Origin of the sequence: Devosia alba (genome assembly GCF_039938915.1) — a bacterium.
Lineage (GTDB): Bacteria > Pseudomonadota > Alphaproteobacteria > Rhizobiales > Devosiaceae > Devosia > Devosia alba.
Genome location: NZ_JBDUUI010000009.1, coordinates 53997 through 74590 on the forward strand (window position 1 = coordinate 53997; position 20594 = coordinate 74590).

Here is a 20594-nt window from a genome sequence, read left to right on the forward strand (position 1 = left end):
TAGGAGGGAACCATGAAGTTCTTCGTCGATACTGCGGAAATCAAGGACATCAAGGAGCTCCATGAGACCGGTCTCCTCGACGGCGTAACCACCAACCCATCGCTGATCGCCAAGTCCGGCCGTGACTTCAAGGAAGTCATCAAGGAAATCTGCGGGCTGGTTCCCGGCCCGGTTTCTGCCGAAGTGGCTTCGCTGGAATATGAAGGCATGGTCGCTGAGGGTGAGCACCTCGCCAAGATTGCCGACAACGTGGTCATCAAGCTGCCGTTGACGCTCAATGGCCTCAAGGCCACCAAGTACTTCCACGACAAGGGTATCAACACCAATGTCACGCTGTGCTTTTCGGCAAACCAGGCCCTGCTCGCCGCCAAGGTAGGCGCCACCTATATTTCGCCGTTCCTCGGGCGCCTGGATGACATCAATCTCGATGGCGTCGAACTGATCGAAAACATCCGGCAGATCTACGACAATTACGGCTTCGAGACCCAGATTCTGGCCGCGTCGATCCGTTCGCCCAACCACGTGACCCAGGTCGCGCTGGCCGGCGCTGACGTTGCCACCATCCCACCGGCGGTCATCCGCAAGCTGGCCGATCACCCGTTGACCAATTCGGGCATCGAAGGCTTCCTCAAGGACTGGAAGGCCACCGGCCAGTCCATCCTCTAGGGTTTGCCCCTGTGCCGATTATGATGTTACCCCGGCTCATCAGCCGGGGTAACGCTATCCGACACATCTGCGCGGCGGCCTGCCGAATCTGTCGACAGTGTTTGTCGCAGCGCAAAGCGAGCTGTAGGCCGGGCTGACACACTCTGTGTGTCGACGCCTCGCCCACCGAAAGCTGTTCATGGCCGATCCTGATCTCGCCGCCGCCATCAAGTCCGCACTTGCCGCCGTTGAAATCCCCGGCGGCGGCGATCTGGCCGGTTATGCCGGGCTCTCCGATATCATCGTCACCCCCTCGGCTGTAGCTTTCGCCATTGCGGTGGCCCCCGGCATGGAGGCTGCCTTTGGCCCCGCCCGTGAACAGGCTGCCGCTGCCGCGCAGCAGCTCGTCGGCACCCGCAAGGTCATGGTCTCACTGACCGGCGGCAAGCCGCCCGCCAAGGCCGGTCCCAATTTTTCCCATGGCAAACCGGTTCTGCCCGGCAAGACGCCGGTGCCCGGCATCAAGCGCATCATCGCGGCCGGTTCGGGCAAGGGCGGCGTCGGCAAATCCACCACGGCGGTCAATCTGGCGTTGGCACTGCAGGCCGAGGGCCTCCGCGTCGGCCTTCTCGATGCTGACCTCTACGGCCCCTCCATCCCCAAACTGCTTGCGCTCGAGGGCCAGCCAGCCATTCGCGACGACGGCATCTTTAACCCGCACGACGCCTTTGGCCTCAAGGTCATGTCGATCGGCTCCATGCTGGCCAAGGATCAGGCGGTGGTCTGGCGTGGCCCCATGGCCACCTCGGCGCTGCGCCAATTGCTGCGCGAGACCGCCTGGGGCGATCTTGATCTGCTGGTTGTTGATCTGCCGCCGGGCACTGGCGATATCCAGATTTCGCTGTTCCAGCAGACCGTCGTCGATGGGGTGATCATTGTCTCGACCCCGCAGGACCTCGCCCTGATCGACGCCAAAAAGGCCATCGACATGATCCGTCGCTTCAATGTGCCTCTGCTCGGGCTGGTCGAGAATATGAGCTATTTCATCGCCCCTGACACCGGCACCCGCTACGACATTTTTGGTTCAGGCGGCGCCGAACGGGCCGCTGCCGACCTCAAGATGCCGTTCCTCGGCGCCATCCCTCTGGTCATGTCGATCCGCGAAGGCTCCGACGCCGGTACGCCGCCGCTGGTCTCCGCGCCGGGCGGAGCAGAGGCCACCGCCTATCGCGCTATCGGCCAGCAGGTGCTGGCGCAATTGCCCGCTATTCCGCGCTAAGGGCTTGCTAGGCCGACAGATCCCCTGATTTGCGAGGTGCAATCGATTGCACAGCGGCTTTATCTACGCTATCGGCTTTCACTCAATAGGGTGCAGCGCCGCTAAGGAGCGTAGATGTTTTCGATCGACCGCAAGGATTTTGGACCACAATTCACCTTCGGCGTCGCCACCGCCGCCTATCAGATCGAAGGCGGCCAACGCGACGGGCGCGGGCCCTCCATCTGGGACAGCTTCTCCTCCACCCCCGGCAATGTCCACAATGGCGACACCGGCGCGGTGGCCTGCAATCACTACGAGCTCTGGCCGCAGGACCTAGATCTGATCCGCGGTGGCGGATTTGATGCCTATCGTTTCTCGTTTTCCTGGCCGCGTCTGATCCCCGAGGGCACTGGCGCCGTCAATCCCGCTGGCCTCGACTTCTATGATCGTCTCGTCGACGGCATGCTCGAGCGCGGTATCAGGCCCTATGCCACGCTCTACCATTGGGATCTGCCCTCGGCCCTGCAGGACAAGGGCGGCTGGATGAACCGCGACATCGCCGGCTGGTTTGCCGACTATGCTGCACTGATCGCCCAGAAATTCGGTGATCGTCTGCACGCGACCGCCACCATCAACGAACCCTGGTGCGTCGCTTTCCTCAGCCATTATCTGGGCATCCACGCCCCCGGCTATCGCGACATGCGCGCTGCCGCCCGCGCCATGCATCATGTGCTGTTCGCGCATGGCACCGCCATCGACGCCTTGCGCGCCAATGGCGCGAAAAACCTCGGTATTGTGCTGAACCTGGAAAAGTCCGAGGCCGCCAGCGACGAGCCGGAAGACCTGGCGGCAATGGATATGGGGGACGCCCTGTTCAACCGCTGGTATCTGGGCGGCGTCCTCAAGGGTCAGTATCCCGAGGCCGTCACCAACTGGCTTGGTGATAACCTGCCCAAGGACTACCAGAACGACATGGCCGTGATCTCCCGTCCGCTCGACTGGCTGGGCATCAACTACTACACCCGTAGTCTCTATAAGGCGAGCGCTCCGGGCGGCCAGCCCGTCGAGCAGGTCAAGGGACCGCTGGAAAAGACCGATATCGGTTGGGAGATCTACCCCAAGGGCCTGAGTGATCTGCTGGTGCGCGTCTCCAATGACTATACCAAGCTCCCCCTCTACGTCACCGAGAACGGCATGGCCGAGGTTGAGGGCGACGATGATCCGCGCCGCGTCAGATACTATGAGGAACACCTCAAGGCGGTGCTGAACGCCCGCGCGCAGGGCGCCGATGTGCGTGGCTATTTCGCCTGGTCCCTGCTCGACAATTACGAGTGGGCCGAGGGCTACAACAAGCGCTTCGGTATCGTCCATGTTGACTACGAAACCCAGCAGCGCACGCCCAAGTCCAGCTATCGCGCCTTTCAGGGATTGCTGCACAATACCAGGTAAGGTGGTCTTTCAGTGGCCATGGTGCGGGTGCTAAGGGTTGGCTTCAAAGTCCGATCCGGAGCCCCCCCCATGACTGCCAGCCCCCTGATGACCACATCGAAACCAGTTGCCGAGGGCGCCCTCGATGAGGATTGGTGGCGCGGCGCGGTGATCTACCAGATCTACCCGCGCTCGTTTCAGGATCAGGACGGCGACGGCATCGGCGATCTGGTGGGCATTACCAGCCGGCTTGATTATGTTGCCGATCTGGGCGTGGACGCTATCTGGCTGTCGCCGGTGTTCACCTCGCCCATGCGCGATTTCGGCTATGACGTTTCCAATTATCGCGACATCGATCCCTGCTTCGGCACGCTCGAGGATTTCGATCATCTGGTGCAAAAGGCCCATGCGCTGGGCCTCAAGGTCATCATCGATCAGGTGATATCGCACTCCTCCGACAAGCACGCCTGGTTCTCCGAGAGCCGACTGTCCCGCACCAATGAGAAGGCGGACTGGTATGTCTGGGCCGATCCCAAGCCCGATGGCACCCCGCCCAATAACTGGCTCTCGATTTTCGGCGGTTCGGCCTGGCATTGGGACAGCCGCCGCATGCAGTATTATCTGCACAATTTTCTGGTCTCCCAGCCCGATCTCAATTTTCACAGCCCCGCCGTGCAGGACGCCTTGCTGGCCGAAATGCGCTTCTGGCTGGAGCGGGGTGTCGATGGCTTCCGCCTCGATACCGTCAATTTCTACTTCTGCTCGCTCGGCTTTGAGGACAATCCGGTGGTCAAGGCCGAGGATTTCAACGCCTCGACTGCCCCCGCCGTGAACCCCTATAATTTCCAGGAGCATGTTTACGACAAGTCGCGCCCGGAAAATCTGGCCTTCCTGCGTCGCCTGCGCGCCCTGCTCGATGAATATCCCGGCCGCACTACGGTAGGTGAGATCGGCGACAGCCAGCATCAGCTCGAGCTGATGGCCCAATACACCTCGGGCGATGACCTGCTGCACATGGCCTATACCTTTGATTATCTGGGTGGTGAGTTCTCGGCCGGCCACTTCCATAAGGCGATCCTCGATACCGAGGCCAAGGCGCCTGATGGCTGGATCTGCCTGGCCTTCTCCAACCATGACGTGGTGCGCCATGTCAGCCGCTGGGCCACCCATGGTCAGGAAGAAGCCTTCACCCGCCTGGCCGCCACACTGATCTTGTCCATGCGCGGCTCGGTCTGCCTCTATCAGGGCGAGGAGCTCGGTCTCAAGGAAGCCGAACTCTCCTTCGCCGATCTGGTCGATCCTTATGGCATCGAGTTCTGGCCCGAATTCAAGGGGCGCGATGGCTGCCGCACGCCCATGGTCTGGCAGTCACATGCCCACAATGGCGCGTTTTCGACCGCCAACCGCACCTGGTTGCCGGTCCCTGCTGAGCATCTGACGCACGCTGTTGATGCCCAGCATGGCGTCGAGGGCTCCGTGCTGGAATATTATCGCGCCATGCTGGGGTTCCGCCACGCCCATCCGGCCCTGGCCAAGGGCAGCATTGAGCTGTTGCCCGTGCAGGGCGATGTGCTGGCTTTCATTCGCCGGCACGGTGACGAGCGCCTGGTCTGCGTCTTCAACATGGCCGAGGCTGCTGCCGCCTATCGCTTGCCAGCGGGCATGCAGCCGCTTGACGCGGGCTGCCCCGGCGTCCTCGCTGCAGCCAGCAATGGCGAAATCGATCTCGAACCGTTCGGCGCCTATATCGGCGTGCTCTAGCCCACTTCGGGCAGGCGCGCGGCCACCAGGTCGCGCGTCAGCCGATGCTGCGGCTTGGCAAAGATCTGCGCCGGCACGCCTTCTTCAACGATCTGTCCCGCTTCCATCACCAGCACGCGGTCGGCCATGGCGGTCACCATGTCCAGATCGTGGCTGATGATCAGATAGGTCAGCCCGAACTCGGCCTGCAACCGGGCCAGCAGGCTGAGCACGTCGCCGCGCACCGACATGTCCAGCGCCGAAACCGGTTCGTCCAGCACCACCAGTTTGGGCCGCGTCACCAGCGCCCGGGCAATCGCCAGGCGTTGGCGTTGCCCGCCGGAAAATTCGTTCGGATAACGCTCCAGCATGCCCGCTTCCAGCCCCACAGCCTCAACGGCCTCAACCAGGCGCGCCGGCACGGTCTCACGCCGCAGATCCGGCTCCAGCCGCAGCGGCTCGGCCAGCGACGTCCCGATCGTCAGGCGCGGATCAAAGCTGCCAAACGGGTCCTGAAACACCAGCGTCACATCGCGCCGCAAGCGCTGCGGCAGGTCCGCACCGTGATAGCGCTGCCCACTGAGCGTGATCTGCCCATTGCTGGCCGTGTCCAGACCGACGATGATCTTGGCCAGCGTGGTCTTGCCGCATCCCGATGGTCCCACCAGCGCCAGGCATTCCCCCCTGCCAATCTGCAGGCTGACCGCATCGACCGCCCGCACCGGCTCGCGGGCCCAGATCAGCACCCCGCCGCGACGGTAATCCCGCGTGACCCTGTCCACGCTCAACAGCGCGTCGCCGATGGGTTGGCGCACCAGTGTTGGCATCACAAAGCGCGATGCCGCCACCAGCAATTGGGTATAGTTTTCACGTGGGCGCGAGAACACCTCGGCTACCGGGCCGCTCTCCACCACGCGCCCGTCATGCAGCACCGCCACTCGCGAGCACAGCGCCGCCACGGCCTTGAGATCATGGCTGATGAACAGCAGCGCCATGTGCCGTCGCTCGCAGATCTCGGCAATCAGATCGAGCACCATGCGTTGGGTAATCATATCGAGCGCCGAAGTTGGCTCGTCGGCAATCAGAATGTCGGGCTGTCCGGCCAGCGCCATGGCGATCATCGCCCGCTGGCGTTGTCCCCCCGAAAGCTGGTGCGCAAAGCGCTCGCCATGCCGGGGTTCCAGTCCTACCTCGGCCAGCAACTGCGCCACGTCGACGTTGACCATCTCGCCGGGGTTCAGCGCGATGGCTTCGGCTATCTGCGCATTCACCCGCATCAACGGGTTCAGCGCCGTCATCGGCTCCTGAAACACCATGCCGATCCGCTTGCCGCGCAGCCGCGCCATTTCGCGTTCGGAGCGGGGCAGGGGCACGCCGTCGAGGGCAATGCTGCCCCCCATCTCGGCGCCTTCCGGTAGCAGCCCGCTGATTGCCAGTGCTGTCAGCGTCTTGCCCGAGCCGCTCTCGCCGATAATGCCGAAACGTTCGCCGCGCTGCAGCGTCAGGCTGACGTCGGCCACCGCCGCCATCGTTCCGAAATGTACCGACAGATCCGATAGTTCAAGCAAGGACATTGGTCGGTCCTTGCCGCAGGCGTGGGTCGATGGCGTCGCGCAGGCCGTCGCCGGCAATATTGAGGCCGATCACGATCAGCACGATGGCAATGCCGGGCAGCAGGGTCAGCCATGGATGGATCAGAAACACCCCCTGGGCGTCGCGCAGCATTAGGCCCAGGCTGGTTTCGGGCGGCTGCGTGCCCAGCCCGATATAGCTCAGCCCGGCCTCCGCCAGTATGCCCAGCGACATCTGAATGGTGCCCTGCACGATGAGCAGGCTCATGATATTGGGCAGCAGATGACGATAGGCAATCCTCGTATTGCCTAATCCCGCCAGCCGTCCCGCGGCAACAAAATCCAGCGTCGCAATGCTCAGCGCGCCGCCCCGCGCCACCCGGGCGAACACCGGAATATTGAAGATGCCAATGGCGATGATGGCGTTGATGGCGCCCGGCCCCACCAGCGTGGTGATCAGGATCGCCACGATCACGGCAGGAAAGGCGAAGATGAAATCGGAAAACCGCAGCACCAGCCATTCCACCGGCCCGCCCCAGGCAGCCGCCAGCAGTCCAAGCGGCACCCCGATGCCGGCGCCGATCCCCACCGCCAGCGCCGCCACCAGAAAACTGGTCAGCGTGCCCGCCATCAACAGCGAGACCATGTCGCGGCCCAGATTGTCGGTGCCCAGCCAATGCGCTGCCGTCACCCCGAGAAACCGCCGTCCGATATCGATATCGGCGATGGGGAAGGGGGTCCAGATCAAAGACACCAGCCCCAGTAGCGCGAACAGCAGCGTCGCACCCAGGCCAATGGTCAGGCTGGGATGGGCCAGCAGCCGTCTCATGAGGGTGGTCCTTCGCGCAGACGTGGATCAACCAGCCCATAGGCCAGATCGGTGACCAGCATGGTCAATGTCACCGCGATGATCAGAACGATGGTGGCGCCCCGCACCAGGGTCAGATCACGCTGGGAAATGGCGGTAAAAATCAGTCGGCCCAGCCCGGGCAGGTAGAACACATTCTCGACGATGATCGTGCCGGCAATCAGGAACGCGAATTGCAGCCCCAATATTGTCAGCACCGGCAGCAATGCATTGCGCACGCCGTGCCGCCACACGGCCTCGCCCATGGTCAGTCCCTTGGCCCGGGCGGTGCGGATGAAATCCTGCCCCGTCACATCCACCAGCGCCGTGCGCATCACCCGCGCCAATATCGACGCCTGCGGCAGCGCCAGCGCCAGGCTGGGCAGGACAAGACTGCGCAGCGCCGCACCGGCATCTTCATGCCAGGGGGTAAAGCCGCCCGGCGGCAGCCAGCCCAGCGTCACGGCAAACAGCAGTGCCAGCAACATGCCAAACCAGAAACTGGGCACGGCGACACCGGTCTGGGCCAGCACCATGATGGCCGTGTCGAGCGCCTTGCCACGCCGACGGGCCGCCAGAATGCCCAGCGGCAGCCCGACCACCATCGAAATGAGCATGGCAAACAGCGATAGCGGCACGGTGACCCCCAGCCGGTCCCAGATCAGGTGCGCCACTGGCGCGCGCTGCGTGTAGGACATGCCGAAATCACCTTGCAGCATGCCCCAGATCCAGCCAGCGAAGCGCTGCGGCGCCGGCACATCCAGTCCCATCTGCACGCGCAGCCGCGCCACCGATTCCGGCGTCGCATTCAATCCCAGAATGAACTGTGCCGGATCGCCCGGCAGCAGATCGAGCAGCAGGAAAATCACCAGAGCCGCAACTAGCAGCGTCGCGGCAAAGCCGAGGAAACGGCGGAGGATGTAAACGATCATGCGAGCATCAATTCCGGCCCGCCCCTACGTCTTCCCCACAAGGGGGCGGGGCGCGATGGGGTCAGGTTCAGCACCAGATTTTCGGTGTTGCGCCGCATAGGCTTCCCTCCCCCAGGTGGGGAGGGAATGAGGGTGGCGGTATTCACGTGCGCAATGCCGACGGGCTTACTCCGCCCACTTGATATCGCGCAGCACCAGGCCCTCGATGGGCGAGTTCTGCCACATGCCGCTGAGCTTGGCGTTCCACACGCCCGTCTGGGCCAGTTCGAACAGATAGCCATTGACCGCGTCCTTGGCGAGGATGGTCTGGGCCTCGATGGCCAGTTCCTGGCGCTTGGCTTCGTCGGTCGTGCCATTCAGGGTCTCGATCAGCGCCTGGAAGTCGGGATTGTCGTAGCCGTAGTAGTAGTCGGGGTTGGCATAATTGCCAATGTCGAACGGCTCCACATGGCTGATAATGGTCAGGTCGTAATCCTTGTTGGAATACACGTCCTCGATCCACTGCGCCCACTCCACATTGATCAGCTCGAGCTCGATGCCGACCTTGGCGAACTGGCTGGCAATGATCTGCCCCGAGAGCCGGGCATAGGCGACGGGCGGCAGCTTCAGCGTCGCGCTGAAGCCATCCGGATAGCCGGCCTCGGCCAGCAGCGCCTTGGCCGCCTCGATATCAAATGGATAGGTGCCGGTCAGGTCGACATAATAGGGATTGTGCGGCGCAAATGGCGCCCCGATCGGCACGCCATATCCATAGGTGGCGCCGTCAATGATGGCCTGCCGGTCAATGGCATGGGCCATGGCCTGGCGCACCTTGAGATTGTCGAACGGCGGCTTCTTGTTATTGGTGGTGAGGATGGTCTCGCCTTCAGTGGTGCCAACCAGCACCTTGAACTGCGGATTGTTCTCGAACACCGCCATTGCTTCGGAGGCGAAATTGTTGGTGCCGTCAATGTCGCCGGCCAGCAGCGCATTGGTCACTGTTGCGGTGTCGCCGATGAACACATAGGTCGCCTTGCTCAGATGCACCGGCTCGCCCCAATAGGGGCCATAGGCTTCCAATACCACCCGGCTGCCCTTGTCCCATTGCACAAAGGCAAATGGCCCGGTGCCGATCGGCTCATTGGCGTTGTTGTCGGCGCTTTCCGGCGCCACGATCACCGCGTCACCGCGCCCCAGGTCAAACAGGAAGCGGCCGATGACATGGTCCAGCGTCATTTCCACGGTCAGCGGATCGATCACAGTCACGCTTGTGATCGGGGTGAAGAACTCCTTGTGCGCATTGACGCTGTCTTCGGACAGGATGCGATCGAAGGTGAACTTGACGTCTTCGGCATCAAAGCTGGTGCCGTCGTGAAAGGTAACCCCGTCCTGCAACGTGAAGGTATAGGTCAGCCCGTCATCGGAAATGCTCCACGCGCTGGCCAGCCCCGGCTGCACGGCGCCGTTCTGGTCAATGCGGGTCAGACCCTCAAACACGTTCTGATAGACGACGATGTCGATGGCCTCGGCCGCCCCGGCGGTGGGGTCGAGCGCTGGTGGCTCCAGCGCCACGCCGATGCGGATTTCGCTCGGCTGTGCCAGTGCCACACCGGCCATGCCGACTGCCAGTGCTGCAGCGAGCCCGAATGCCTGCAACGTCTTGTCCATAGGTAACTCCCAGTTTCGGCGGTTCAGCGCCGTTCGATCATTCAGCTCGGACGGCGGTGCATCAGGTGCCAACCCGTCTGTCCCCCAGCCTCAGGATCATGCCGGCGCGTGAGGCTCCGGCTCCCATGACGCGAGCATATACGGTATCGCCACTAACATGGCAGCACGCACAAAGATTATACTTTCCTACGATCGCCCAGTCTCGTGGCAAGAATGACCGGAATGAGCCCTGCCAGGACAATGAAGAGGGCGGGCAGCGCCGCCTGGGCGAATAGTCCGACATTGGCGCGCGAATAGACCAGCGTCGCCAGCGTGTCCACGCCCAGCGGCCGTAGCAGCAGGGTGGCCGGCAACTCCTTGACGATTTCGACGAACACCAGCGTCCCCGCGCTCAATATTGCCGGCATCAGCGTCGGCAGGTCGATGCGCAGCAGCAAGCCCAGCCGCCGCTCTCCCAGCACCCGCCCGGCATCGAGCATCGCGTCGCCCCGCTTCTTGATGGCGGCGTCCAGCGTCGAATGGCTGACGGCGAGAAACCGCACCGTATAGACATAGAGCAGTGCCGCCATCGACCCCGACAGAATCAGTCCGGGCCGCCACCCCGCCAGCGCCATGGTCATCCGGTTGAACCACAGATCGGCCTGTCCCAGCGGCTGCAACAGCCCCAGCGCCAGCACGGTGCCGGGAATCGCGTAACCCAGGGTCGCCAGCCGGATCGCCCCGCGCCCGGTGGGGCCTGAGCGCTGCGCCAGCTTGGCCGCCACCAGCCCAACCAACACTGTTATCAGCGCGCCCAGACCGGCCAGGATCAGGGTGGGGATCAACGCCGTTACAGTCTGACCCAGGCTGCCGGGGCCCAATCCGCGCAACGCCAGATAGCTCAATTGCCCCACTGGAATGCCGAACCCCAGCGCCAGCAGCATGAGGCAAAATCCGAAGGCCAGCCAGCGCTGCGGCCCCATCAGATATTCCCGTGCGGGCGGCACCCGGCTGTCGCGCCGGCCCAGATAGACCCGGTCATGCCGGGCTCGCTGTTCGGCAGCAATCAGCAGTCCGATCACCAGCACCACGGTCACCGCCAGTTGCGCCGCGCCGCCAAAGTCCGAACGGTTGATCCAGGTCGAATAGATGATCGCGGTGATGGCGTTGATGCCGAAATACTGCACCGCTCCCAGATCATTGACCACTTCCATCATCGCCAGTGTGATGCCCACCACCAGGGCCGGGCGTGACAGCGGCAAAGTCACGCTGAAAAACGTCCGCATGCTGCCGGCCCCCAGCGTTCGGGCCGCGATATTCAGCGAGGTCGACTGCATCAGGAAAAACGCCCGGCAGGCGACATAGACATAGGGGTAGAGCACGCTGGACATGACAATCACCGCGCCCCACCGGCTGCGGATATCGGGGAACCAGTATTCCTGCAGCGTTGTGGCGCCATTGAGCCCCCGCAGGGCAGTCTGGATCGGCCCGGGAAAGCCCAGAAATTCTACATAGCTATAGGCGGCCAGATAGGTTGGCACCGCCAGCGGCAGCACCAGCGCCCAGTCAAACACCCGCCGCAGCGGAAACTCGTAATGCGTCACCAGCCAGGCAGCAACCAGCCCGACGCAGCCAGTCGCAAGACCGACACTGACCATCAGCCAGCCGGTTTCGCGCAAGGCGGTGGGCAGCATGGTCACGGCCAGCACATTGCTGCCCGAGGCGATGGCTCCCAGCGCCGACCAGCTCAGCCACCCAATGGGCAGCCCCATCAAGGCCGCGAGCAGAAGTGGAACGACCGGCAGGGCAACTGCCCTACCGGTCCATGCATTCTGGCGTTGGAATGGTGCGCCCGAAACAGCGCGATTCCGCGTCACTAGTTCTGCGCGCCTTCGTTGAACTTGAGCTCATCGACAAGGGCGGCCGCTTCGTCACGGTGTGCGGCAATCTCGGTCAATGGCGTCTTGGCCGGGTTCAGCTTGCCCCAGCTCTGGGTCAGTTCGGCAGGCGCCACCGAGGGCACTACGGGGAATTCGTAATTGGTGTCAGCATAGATCTGCTGCGCCTCGTCCGAGAGCAGAAAGCCAATCAAGGCATTGGCGTTTTCTGCATTGGGTGCATGCTTGGCGATGAAGCCACCGGCCACATTCACCTGCGTGCCATCACCATCGGCATCAGGATAGATGATGCGCGCCGCCGCGGCCCATTGCTTCTGCTCGGGCTCGGCATCGTTATTGAGCATGGCGCCCATGTAATAGGTATTGGTGATCGACAGATCGCAGGTCCCGGCCAGGATGTTCTTGACCCCCTCGCGGTCACTGCCCGCAGGTGGATAGGCCAGATTGTCACGCACGCCGGCCAGCCAGGTGCGGGTTTCTTCGAGCCCATTGGCGGCGATCCGCTGGGCGATCAGGCCGATATTGTAGGCATGGTCGCCCGGCCGGGTGCACAGACGGCCTTTCCATTCGGGCTTGGTAATGTCGTCATAGCTCAGCGCCGTGGCGTCAACGCGATCCTTGGAGACATAGAACACACGGGCGCGCAGCGACAGCGCGGTCCAGCTGTCGTCCTCGGCGCGGAACTCGGCGGGCACGCGCTCGTCAAGCATCGGGGTGGTGATCTTCTGGGTCAGGCCACGCTCCTGGGCACCCACCAGATTGCCGATATCAACAGTCACCACCACATCGGCCGGTGACAATTCGCCTTCTGCCTCCACCCGCTCGAGCAGGCCATCGCCGGCATAGAGCACATTGGCCTTGATCCCGGTTTCCGCCGAGAACCGATCGAGCAAGGGCTGCAGCAGGCTCTGCTCGCGATAGCTGTAGATGTTGACTTCGCCGCTCTGGGCAAAGGCCGGGGCGGCAGCGCCGGCCAGGCAGGCCGTGGTCAGCAGAGCGACCGAAAGGCGCGCGATGTTGGTCGTGTTCGTCATGTTGGTCTCCGGTTTCAGGCGAGGTTCAAGGGCTCGCTAAACTGTTGACCTTCTCCCCGATCGCGCCGGGCAAGTCAATATTGTCTAGTAAAATCAATGATTTAGACTCTAGAAGCGTTCAAAACTGGCGCACAATTGACTAGATAAAACAGGCCACTAGCGAATTGAGCTCCGCTGATTTTTTTCCTGCGACATAGTGCGCAATGCCGCGAGCCTATTCGTCCACGTCGCTCGTTGGCAGGTTTTCGACCAGATCGGCGGGGATTTTGAGCGTAAACAGCATCCCCATTTCGCCCGCTGGATCGACCGACAGCGAGAAGGCGTTGACTGCCAGCAGCGAGCGCGTCAGCGCCAGTCCGACGCTGGAGCGCACCGGTGCCAGCGCCTTGCCGTCGCGCCCGGGGCCGTCGCGGAACACCACGAAGCGCTCCGCCATATCGACGGCGTTGAGCGAACTGTCGCGCACATGCACGGCAATCCCGCCGCCATCCTCACGCTGAGCCGAGATCACCACCGCCCCGCCCGTCGGGCTTTGGTCAATGGCGCTGGCCAGCAGGTTGAGCACCGCCTGTTCCAGCGAAGCCCGATCCGCTGTCAGCCGGGGCAGGGTCTCGGAAATGCCGTTGCGCACAATCACCCGCGCATTGCGCGCCTGTTGGCGAATGCGCACGATGCAGCTTTCCAGCAATTCGGTCAGATCAATGCTGGCACGCTGCGGTAGATAGCGGCCATCGCGTAGCCGCGCGTAATCTTCCAGTTCGTCGACCAGTGCGACGATTTCCTGGCCAGCGGCGCCGATGTCGCGCGCATAGTCCTGCAATTGGTCGGCTTCGGCAGTGGGTGCTGTATTGCGGAGCAGTTCAGCAAAACCAATAATGGTATTGAGCGGGCGCCTCACGCCCCGGCTGATCCGTCCGAGCAGCGCCGGGTCTGCGTCCGAGGGGCCTGCCAGGCGCACCGGGGCCGGGGTCCGCCCATGCACAAAGCCGAAATAGCCGGTCACCACCCCGGCCTGACCTTGGGCAAATATCGAAATTTCCGCCTTGCCTGTGGCCGATAGCAGCTTCAGCCATGGCCGCGCCGTCTCGGCAAAGCGGGCGGGCCGCTCAAGGAACTCGCGCAGTACCGCAACATCGGCAGCGGCGATCAGATTGGCCAGGGGTTTGCCTTCCACCGGCCCGTCCCGGCCCAGCAGGGTGCTGGCCCGAGCCGTGATAGTGCTCATCACGCCGGTCCGGTTGGCTTCAAAAAAGCCGTCGCCGCGCACCTCGGCCATCGCCTGGGCGAAAGCGTTGACGGCCCCTTCGTGACCCGTCCGCACCTCAGTGCTACTGGCCGAGAGCATCAAGGCAGGCCGGCCATGCCACGAAATCGACTGCAGTCGCGCCGTGACCGGGATCAACGTGCCGTCGCGCTGCACCAGATGGTTGACCGGTCCGGCTTCCTGGCCCTCTGGCCCCGCTGCGGGGAATACTGCCGCAAGCCCGCCCTGCCGCAGCGCTTCCACCGATTCATAGCCCACCATCTCGGTGATCGCACGATTGGCGAACAATACCTGCTGGTCGCGGAACACCAGAATGCCCAGCGGCAGGCGGTTCAACACCAGGGTCTCGCCGCTGAGGCTAATCAAGGCGCCACTTTGCGTGGGGCTGGATGTCGGAGTCGGAGGCGGGGCAGGGGGCGGCAGGCTGGATTCACCGACGCGATCATTGAGAATGCGCGACAGCTCGTCAAAATTGTAGCGCGACACGCGCTCGACGATCTCGGGATCGGTGGCTGGTGGCGTCGCAATCTCGGCAAGGGCGGCATTCAGACGTTGAGCGGCCTCGTCTGCCGCATCGGCATCAGCATCAGCCTGTGGCGCATCGCCTGCGGTTGCATCAACCGGAGCATCCAGTGCCTCCAGCGCCGCGAGATCCGCTTCGGCCTCTGTTTGCTCGCCCGGCTCGGCATTCTGCTCGGCGCTGGCATCGCGCTCGCCCGCCTGCAGCGATGCCCGCATGTCATCGCCGACCTGTTCAAGCTCGGTCACAGGCTCGCCCTTTGCGCCCGCTGGTCCGGCAAAAGTGTCATCGGCTGCGCTCAGCGGCGTATAGAGCGCCTCATCTGCTGCCAGCCTGTCCACCAACTGGCTCAACCGGCTGCCCGGTTGCGGAACTTCCGCGTCGGGCGCAGCAGTCGCCTCCGCCTCGGGCACATCGCTGCTGGCATCGACCTGGGGCGGCTCGTCTGCCGCTGGTGTGGTGACCGCGCTCAGCGCTGGTTCGGCGTCCTGCTCGGCGGCGCGCCAATTATCGAGCGCCCGCGCATAGGCGGTGTCGTCGGCTGCGGCGCGCGTCTCCGCACTCTGGGCGGGCGGTTGGTCCTGTGTCTCGGGCTCGGCCGTGACGTGATCGTCTTCGCCATCCCAGGCGGTAACATCCTGGCTGGCCGGTGTCTCGTCGGGCGCGTTGGACGATTCGGTGCTGACCGGCGGCTGGTCGGCAGTTGCAGTCTCTGGTGGCAATGCCGCGGTGTCGTCCTCCGCCGAGGCGCCTTCGTCTGGGCCGGCAGCCAGTATCGCGGCGTCGATCGGGTCAACGCCGACGATCAGCAGCACACTCTGACCATCCTGCCAGATCAGGGGCGTGGTGACGCAGGTCGCCGATGCCGGCTTCGCCCCGGCGAGAAATTGAATGCGCGCCAGGCTGCTGCGATCGGTCGAGCCCAGCCGGATATTGCGGGCGATCTGTCCCTTGATCGGCACGGCGGGCGACGCCAGCTTCAGCCCGTATTTTTTCAGCTTGGCGAGGAAAAGCTCGGCCGCCGGATTGTGCCAGAGCAATGTCTGCCCATCATGCGACCATAGCCAAGCCGGCCGCGTGTCTGCGGCATGCTGCAGCACACGGCGTGCAGTCGGCGATGTGGTCCAGTCAGCATTCATGAACTGCCGTCTTCTCCGTTCCGGGGGGCTGGCATCCGATTGTGCCATTCCGGCACAGTTGTGCCCGGAACCTTAAGCTTTCTTCAATATAGTGCGGGTCGCGCACGGTCCACAGCGGCACGCCGTCCCCCGCCCGGCTTCGCCCGGCATGGTTAAGCGCCATATCCTGTCAAACTGTGATGTGCAGGATCGCCTTGGGTGTTTCCCACCGTCCTGGTGGCCGATAAAATGCTTGGGAACTTGCGCAAATGGGTGCTTGTCATCCCCGATTTCTCGCCCTATGTTCCGCCCGCTGTCGGGATGCGGCTTCGCCCCACCCCTTGATAAGCTTTGCCGCCTTAGCTCAGTTGGTTAGAGCGCTAGATTGTGGATCTAGAGGTCCTCCGTTCAATCCGGAGAGGCGGTACCATTCTCCTCCAGTTCCCATCATTGCGACAAGCGCAGCGCTGCTAGCTCATTCGCGATTCTGGCAAATACCGACTTCAGCTGGCTTGGTGAGGTTGGTAGATGCGCGCGATCCGGCGACGAAGCACAATTGCGCAGCATGGTTTGCACCACCGTCGGGCTACTTTGTGAAACGGCGTCGGTTGACAACCCGATCGTGTAAACGACGATGCCTCTGGCCTTGGCGTTCTCGCAGGTCTGGGACGTACGCTCATTCATCTGATTCACAAGATTGCTGTTGGCGGTGCCCATTGGGCCCAGACGTGGGACCGATAGGCTGTCGTTGCGGGGCCAACCATACGCTGAATAGTAGCAACTGCCGGTGAGGTCAGTGATCTTGGGGTCACAGTAATTGGTCTGCCATCCGGTATGGGGGAGATTGTACGCGGTATTCTCACCGTCAGTCATGATGATCAGTACCTTGTTCGTGGCCTCTTCGTACTCAGAGCCCTCTGCGAACGGCTCCCCCGGCGACAAGGCTCGGAAGCCCCAGGCGGCGCCCTCATGGATGTTGGTGCCCCCCTCCGCCTGCATTGCCGTAATTTTGTTGATGACGCTGGCGGGATCATTGGTCAGCGGCAGGATGGCTTCGCGGGTGCAATCGGCATTCGGTCCTTTGGAAAATCCCGAACTAAAACTGGCGCCGCTATACTTGCAGACCCGCTCCAGCTTCTCGACCACGCTCAGCCCCTGTGGGTCGTACTGCACTGAACAAGTCCAGGTCCGTGTCCGATTGTAACGCGTTCCCCAGTTGTTGCTTGAAGTGCTTTCGTTCGTGCTGGGGGTATTGTTGCAGGTGCAGGTAGGGTTGGAGCCGGTATTTTTGCCGGTCAGGGTCCGGGTAGTGTTCGTGCTGCTGCAATTGCCATATTTGTAGCTGCAGGAATTTTCTGTCGTCACCACCACACAGGTTCCGGTTGCCTTGCAAGCGGCCGGTTCGTCGCTGATATAGCTTTGCCCACCGTAGCCATAGGGCAAATCCGGGGAAAACATTGGCACATACAGGGTTTTAGGATCGGCGCTGGTGGCAGGCGTGTCGTCGGTGTCGAGATAGCGATTTGGATCTAGCGGATCAGATTTCGTGTGCGGTCGTGCCTCGACACAGCCCCGCCAACGCTCATTCGCCAAATTGTTGAACAGCTCCAGCCGGTTCAGCGGACCGACGAACTCGGTACTGTCATCGTCATCAATATCGAAATTGTGCGCCGAGACGGGCGAGTTGCCAAGCTTGTCGATCCAGCTCTGCGTGGCGTTGCCCGGGCCTACATTGACGAACATCGTGAAGGGCACAACCCCCATCTTGACCTCTTCGACCTTGGTGGCCGCCGGCGCCTTTACACAGGAATTGGAGTTCGCTGGATCATCGATAACTTCTGAGTAGAACAGGGTGTTGGTCGCGCATTTTGCTGCCAGTTGCAGGTAGTCCATGCGGTTTTCTTTATCCATGGATCCGGAATTGTCCAAAACCATCATCACTTCCAGCGCCAGCTTCTTGCGCGTTGCCTGCGAGGTAATGCGCGCATTCATTTCGTGCACCCCCACCAGCGCCACGAATACCGTTGGCACGGTCATCTCCGCCTCAAGCGTCAGCGTGCCATTGACTACGTCCACCGTAGGCTCCACCAGGCCGGCGACCACCCCGTGCTCGCCGGCGAGCCGGTCCAGCATCAGGTCCTGCGCCCGCTTCTTGATGTCTCCAACGTCGATGGGGTTCTTGAAAATTTCCGGCTGCAGCGCCAGGGCCGCCGCGTCCAAGGCGATCTGGCCGCGATTGCGCATCTGCTGCAGCGACACATAATCGACCACCGCGCCACCCAACGCGACCAGCACGATGGCCATCAACCCGAAAATGGCAGCAAAGGCGCCGCGCTCGTCACGGCCAAAGCGACGGATTAGGCTAGGAAATTGACGCATGACAGTCACCCACGGGCTGGCCGCCCCCATTGAGGCGCGGCGCAGTGTCGCCAGAATTCGTTATGAAAGCACAACCACCTTGCTGTTAAGTTTCACACGATCGTAAAGATCGATGACGTCCGCATTGGTCATTCTGATGCAGCCTGAAGACACATTTTGCCCGATGCTCCACGGTTCCGTGGTGCCGTGAATGCGGTACAGCGTAGAGCCGATATAGAGCGCGCGCGCGCCCAGCGGATTGTTCGGACCCCCCACCATATGCCGCGGCAGATCGGGTCGCCGCTTCAGCATTTCAGCTGGCGGCGTCCAGCCCGGCCACTCCGCCTTGCGGGAAACCCGATGGGTGCCGCGCCACTCAAAACCTGATTTGGCCACGCCGATGCCATAGCGCAGCGCCCGCCCGTCACCGAGCACGAAATACAGAAAATGCGCCCGCGTATCGACCACCAGTGTGCCGCTGCGCTCCTTTGTCGGGTAGCTGACGACCTGACGCAGATACATCGGATCGACCGCCATATTGGCCTGCATGGCCAGGGCATGACGTGGCGTGGTCTGAGTAATGGTAATGCCGGGCGGTGGGGCAAACCGCCACCCCGGTTGCAGGCCCGCGCTCATTGCCGGCATGACCATTGCTCCACTCAGCAACAGCGCCAGTGCGCCCCTGATGGCGATTGTGTTTGCCATTATCCCACTCGCATTTTCGCCGCCGGCCCGTTGCCGGCATTGGGGGCGAACAGTGCGGCCAAATTTTCAATTTGCGGTGAACCGGCATAGTTAAGTCATTGATGGAGCTCATGGTTAGCGCATTCCTAATGCCTTGAGCTTCGGCGAGTTACTAGCTCACCGCCATGCCGAGCGGGGGCAACCGGCCGCGCAACAAGGTTCGTGACTGCGCAAAACGTCGCCGTCGCAGTTCCCATCGGCGGTTTTGCGGTTTAATCAGAGCCCTCCACGCGTCGATGAGGTTTGGCCAGCCATGTCAGTTAGCGACCAGTCCTCCGCATTGCCGCGTTGCCCCTGGGCAGGCGATGACGCGCTCTATCGCCACTACCATGATGCCGAATGGGGCCGCCCCGTGCTCAGCGATACCAGGCTGTTCGAGAAGATCTGTCTTGAGGGGTTCCAGTCGGGTCTGTCCTGGATCACCATCCTGCGGAAGCGCGAGCGCTTCCGCGCGGTGTTTCACGGCTTCGACATTGCCCGCATCGCCGCCATGGACGAGGCTGACATTGCCCGCCTCTTGACCGACCCCGGTATCATCCGCCATCGCGGCAAGATCGCCGCCACTATCAACAATGCTGCCCGCGCCCTCGAAATTCAGCGCGATTTCGGCTCGCTGGCCGCCTATTTCTGGGGTTTTGAGACCCGTCCCGAACACCGCCCCGATGATTTGAGCTGGGCCGCCCTGCGGCTGCTCGCCCAGACCGATGCGTCGCGCGCACTGAGCAAGGATTTGCGCCAGCGGGGCTTCAAGTTCGTCGGCCCCACCACTTGCTACGCCTTCATGCAGGCCATGGGTCTGGTCAATGATCACACCGAAGATTGCTTCTGCCGTGATGCGGTCGAAGCCGAGCGCGCAGCGCTGACCCGCCCAACTCCGCTGCGTCAGCGCCCGCCGCTCTAACCTGTTGCCATCGGGCAACATTCGCTACCAAGTGCGACATTCCACCACACGGCTTCTTGCGGCTCACTTTCGCGTGAGCTAGAAGCAGATTGTCCACAACAGCCAACCCAAGGGAGGCACTACATGACAGGCATGTTTGATCTCCATCTGGGTAAAGCCACCTGGCATTGCACCCGACGCTAATCGTCGGCTTTTGATGCCACCGGTCCAGGCGCGTTTCCTGCTTGTGACCACGGACACTCCCTAACCAGTACTGCATGATGTGTGGAATCCGGGTCGCTCGCGGTCCCGATTCACCCCATCAAATCCTCACCACAACAAAAAGGCCGGTCGCGTGTGCGTCCGGGCATCATCATGTCGCAAAACTCTATTCCAGAGGGCAGCATTGTGCTGCGCCTCGAATTCTCCATCGCCGATGCCGTGCAGCAGCGCGGTCTGCTCTCCGTCATTGGCACTGCCATCGCTGCCTGGTGGAATCGGCCGCGGATTCCCGACAATCTGTCCAATCATCTCCGGGCTGATATCGGCCTGCCGCCGGCGGACGATCCCCTCTTGTGGTATTCGGTGCCATCCGTCTCCGCAGTGCCCAGTCTCGACCGGCGGAGACGGCAATGATCTGCCATGGCGGTCGGGGCCCCCCCGGCCGCCAGCCCGGCCCCGCCGCTGTTGTTTCCGCCGGGCCAATCGTCTAACAACAGCCCGACCGAGCA

At 62.6% G+C, this 20594-nt stretch carries 15 protein-coding genes and 1 tRNA gene; 7 read left to right on the top strand and 9 right to left on the bottom strand.

Features of this window, described 5'->3' with window-relative positions; all coding sequences use genetic code 11:
• Positions 1-12: 12 nt before the first annotated feature.
• The 4 genes from fsa (at position 13) to bglA (ending at position 5092) form a co-directional block, all read left to right on the top strand.
• Positions 13-666 carry a fructose-6-phosphate aldolase gene (gene fsa, locus ABFY71_RS13685; protein ID WP_305580409.1) on the top strand — a complete coding sequence of 218 codons (654 nt, stop codon included), beginning with the start codon at positions 13-15 and terminating at the stop codon, positions 664-666.
• 178 nt (positions 667-844) lie between these two features.
• Complete coding sequence (locus tag ABFY71_RS13690) at positions 845-1924, top strand: Mrp/NBP35 family ATP-binding protein (RefSeq protein WP_347946597.1); 1080 nt, start codon at positions 845-847, stop codon at positions 1922-1924.
• A gap of 114 nt (positions 1925-2038) precedes the next feature.
• Positions 2039-3352, top strand: a complete 1314-nt coding sequence (locus ABFY71_RS13695; protein ID WP_347946598.1) for a GH1 family beta-glucosidase — start codon at positions 2039-2041, stop codon at positions 3350-3352.
• 69 nt (positions 3353-3421) lie between these two features.
• On the top strand, positions 3422-5092 hold the full coding sequence (gene bglA, locus ABFY71_RS13700; protein ID WP_347946599.1) for a beta-galactosidase BglA: 1671 nt from the start codon (positions 3422-3424) through the stop codon (positions 5090-5092).
• On the opposite strand, the gene ABFY71_RS13705 is transcribed toward bglA, so the two are convergent.
• From ABFY71_RS13705 to ABFY71_RS13735, 7 genes are all read right to left on the bottom strand, one after another.
• Positions 5089-6645 carry a dipeptide ABC transporter ATP-binding protein gene (locus ABFY71_RS13705; RefSeq protein WP_347946600.1) on the bottom strand — a complete coding sequence of 519 codons (1557 nt, stop codon included), beginning with the start codon at positions 6643-6645 and terminating at the stop codon, positions 5089-5091. The two genes, bglA and ABFY71_RS13705, sit on opposite strands and share 4 nt — an antisense overlap.
• Positions 6632-7471, bottom strand: coding sequence for an ABC transporter permease (locus tag ABFY71_RS13710; RefSeq protein ID WP_347946601.1), 840 nt, complete (start codon positions 7469-7471; stop codon positions 6632-6634). The genes ABFY71_RS13705 and ABFY71_RS13710 overlap by 14 nt, the downstream gene beginning before the upstream one ends.
• The gene (locus ABFY71_RS13715) at positions 7468-8421 is read right to left on the bottom strand and encodes an ABC transporter permease (RefSeq protein WP_347946602.1); all 954 of its coding nucleotides are present in this window, start codon (positions 8419-8421) and stop codon (positions 7468-7470) included. Before ABFY71_RS13715 ends, ABFY71_RS13710 begins: the two co-directional genes overlap by 4 nt.
• A 165-nt stretch (positions 8422-8586) precedes the next feature.
• Positions 8587-10068 carry an ABC transporter substrate-binding protein gene (locus tag ABFY71_RS13720; protein WP_347946603.1) on the bottom strand — a complete coding sequence of 494 codons (1482 nt, stop codon included), beginning with the start codon at positions 10066-10068 and terminating at the stop codon, positions 8587-8589.
• A 176-nt stretch (positions 10069-10244) separates the two neighbouring features.
• Positions 10245-11819, bottom strand: coding sequence for an ABC transporter permease (locus ABFY71_RS13725; RefSeq protein ID WP_347946604.1), 1575 nt, complete (start codon positions 11817-11819; stop codon positions 10245-10247).
• A gap of 104 nt (positions 11820-11923) precedes the next feature.
• Positions 11924-12979, bottom strand: a complete 1056-nt coding sequence (locus tag ABFY71_RS13730) for an extracellular solute-binding protein (protein WP_347946605.1) — start codon at positions 12977-12979, stop codon at positions 11924-11926.
• Positions 12980-13193: 214 nt separating this feature from the next.
• Positions 13194-15902: a histidine kinase dimerization/phospho-acceptor domain-containing protein gene (locus ABFY71_RS13735; RefSeq protein ID WP_347946606.1), complete on the bottom strand. Its 2709-nt coding sequence runs from the start codon at positions 15900-15902 to the stop codon at positions 13194-13196.
• Between the two features lie 332 nt (positions 15903-16234).
• On the opposite strand from ABFY71_RS13735, the gene ABFY71_RS13740 reads away from it, so the two are divergent.
• Positions 16235-16311, top strand: a tRNA-His gene (locus ABFY71_RS13740).
• A 17-nt stretch (positions 16312-16328) separates the two neighbouring features.
• Here ABFY71_RS13740 and ABFY71_RS13745 read toward each other — a convergent pair.
• Positions 16329-18260 carry a TadE/TadG family type IV pilus assembly protein gene (locus tag ABFY71_RS13745; RefSeq protein ID WP_347946607.1) on the bottom strand — a complete coding sequence of 644 codons (1932 nt, stop codon included), beginning with the start codon at positions 18258-18260 and terminating at the stop codon, positions 16329-16331.
• Positions 18261-18320: 60 nt separating this feature from the next.
• Positions 18321-18944 carry a L,D-transpeptidase gene (locus ABFY71_RS13750; RefSeq protein ID WP_347946608.1) on the bottom strand — a complete coding sequence of 208 codons (624 nt, stop codon included), beginning with the start codon at positions 18942-18944 and terminating at the stop codon, positions 18321-18323.
• Between the two features lie 292 nt (positions 18945-19236).
• Between ABFY71_RS13750 and ABFY71_RS13755 the strand changes: the two genes are divergently transcribed.
• Together ABFY71_RS13755 and ABFY71_RS13760 are read left to right on the top strand one after the other, a co-directional pair.
• On the top strand, positions 19237-19884 hold the full coding sequence (locus ABFY71_RS13755; RefSeq protein WP_347946609.1) for a DNA-3-methyladenine glycosylase I: 648 nt from the start codon (positions 19237-19239) through the stop codon (positions 19882-19884).
• A gap of 354 nt (positions 19885-20238) precedes the next feature.
• Positions 20239-20499 (top strand): hypothetical protein, encoded by a 261-nt coding sequence (locus tag ABFY71_RS13760; protein ID WP_347946610.1) that lies wholly within the window; start codon positions 20239-20241, stop codon positions 20497-20499.
• Positions 20500-20594: the final 95 nt, after the last annotated feature.

Excerpts from the sequence above, each read along its gene's own strand:
- ABFY71_RS13745 (WP_347946607.1), bottom strand. The coding sequence starts at position 18,260 with ATGCGTCAATTTCCTAGCCTAATCCGTCGCTTTGGCCGTGACGAGCGC.
- bglA (WP_347946599.1), top strand. The coding sequence starts at position 3,422 with ATGACTGCCAGCCCCCTGATGACCACATCGAAACCAGTTGCCGAGGGC.
- ABFY71_RS13710 (WP_347946601.1), bottom strand. The coding sequence starts at position 7,471 with ATGAGACGGCTGCTGGCCCATCCCAGCCTGACCATTGGCCTGGGTGCG.
- ABFY71_RS13755 (WP_347946609.1), top strand. The coding sequence starts at position 19,237 with ATGTCAGTTAGCGACCAGTCCTCCGCATTGCCGCGTTGCCCCTGGGCA.
- ABFY71_RS13705 (WP_347946600.1), bottom strand. The coding sequence starts at position 6,645 with ATGTCCTTGCTTGAACTATCGGATCTGTCGGTACATTTCGGAACGATG.
- ABFY71_RS13760 (WP_347946610.1), top strand. The coding sequence starts at position 20,239 with ATGTCGCAAAACTCTATTCCAGAGGGCAGCATTGTGCTGCGCCTCGAA.
- ABFY71_RS13730 (WP_347946605.1), bottom strand. The coding sequence starts at position 12,979 with ATGACGAACACGACCAACATCGCGCGCCTTTCGGTCGCTCTGCTGACC.
- ABFY71_RS13720 (WP_347946603.1), bottom strand. The coding sequence starts at position 10,068 with ATGGACAAGACGTTGCAGGCATTCGGGCTCGCTGCAGCACTGGCAGTC.
- ABFY71_RS13690 (WP_347946597.1), top strand. The coding sequence starts at position 845 with ATGGCCGATCCTGATCTCGCCGCCGCCATCAAGTCCGCACTTGCCGCC.
- ABFY71_RS13735 (WP_347946606.1), bottom strand. The coding sequence starts at position 15,902 with ATGAATGCTGACTGGACCACATCGCCGACTGCACGCCGTGTGCTGCAG.
- ABFY71_RS13725 (WP_347946604.1), bottom strand. The coding sequence starts at position 11,819 with ATGGGGCTGCCCATTGGGTGGCTGAGCTGGTCGGCGCTGGGAGCCATC.
- ABFY71_RS13715 (WP_347946602.1), bottom strand. The coding sequence starts at position 8,421 with ATGATCGTTTACATCCTCCGCCGTTTCCTCGGCTTTGCCGCGACGCTG.
- ABFY71_RS13750 (WP_347946608.1), bottom strand. The coding sequence starts at position 18,944 with ATGGCAAACACAATCGCCATCAGGGGCGCACTGGCGCTGTTGCTGAGT.
- ABFY71_RS13695 (WP_347946598.1), top strand. The coding sequence starts at position 2,039 with ATGTTTTCGATCGACCGCAAGGATTTTGGACCACAATTCACCTTCGGC.
- fsa (WP_305580409.1), top strand. The coding sequence starts at position 13 with ATGAAGTTCTTCGTCGATACTGCGGAAATCAAGGACATCAAGGAGCTC.